Below are 857 nucleotides of genomic sequence, written 5' to 3'. Positions count from 1 at the left end.
GGATAAGACTGGCAAGCCGCCAGGCTCCATACCAATCCCAAACTCAGCAGGGATATTAAGATTTTTCTTTTCATTGTGAGATTTCCAAAATTTGAGCGATGCCCTGTTTTTTACCATTCCCCATAGGGATAGGTTTTTCCTTTGATAAAAGCTTTTATCCTCTCGGAATACTCCCCGTAGCCATCAGGATGTTTTGTTTTCCCCTGACATACTGTCATCTTATCGCCGGATACTGATTCGCCCGTCGAGATCAGAATATTATCGCCGTTGTTTTTATCATATCCCCGCAACCAGGCGCGGGCCGCTCCTCCCGGAGCGAGGCCAATAAATATTGTATCCCGATAGAATATATGGCCTTTAACAACGCGTCCGACATAAGGCTCACGCATCAGTTGCCGAACTTCAGGCGTGAAGTTAAACAGGGTCTGGAAAGTTTTTTTATCAATCCCCGAATCCCAGCAAACCATCAGCCGCTTGGGAAGTGCTTCACCATGGTTTCTGATAGCGCCGCCGCCGCCGCCTATTTTTTTATCCCACGTCGTTACGCTACGATAATGTTGATTGGCTCCATCCGGCATAAAGAGTTGGTCAATATAATTATCCTCATCCTGAAACTGGACAAAGCTGATACTGACCGGAAAATATTCAGGAGTGTTAAATTGAAACTCCCACCTATTATAAGGTAGCGGTTCACTGTGACGTACAATGGGTTTGTAGGTCACCACCCGCTTTCCGGGGGGATAAGACTGGCAAGCTGCCAGGCTCCATACCAATCCCAAACTCAGCAGTGATATTAAGATTTTTCTTTTCATTGTGAGGTTTCCAAAATTTGAGCGATGCCCTGTTTTTTACCATTC

1 protein-coding gene is annotated in these 857 nt (G+C 45.7%); it reads right to left on the bottom strand.

What is annotated here, in order from left to right; translation table 11 throughout:
* Positions 1-110: 110 nt before the first annotated feature.
* A complete protein-coding gene (locus PSI17_RS17120; protein ID WP_273553099.1) occupies positions 111-812 on the bottom strand; it encodes a DUF2931 family protein in 702 nt (233 codons plus the stop codon).
* Positions 813-857: the final 45 nt, after the last annotated feature.

Source organism: Xenorhabdus sp. IM139775, assembly GCF_028598745.1.
Classification (GTDB): domain Bacteria; phylum Pseudomonadota; class Gammaproteobacteria; order Enterobacterales; family Enterobacteriaceae; genus Xenorhabdus.
This window is presented reverse-complemented; position numbering and strand designations above follow the sequence as displayed.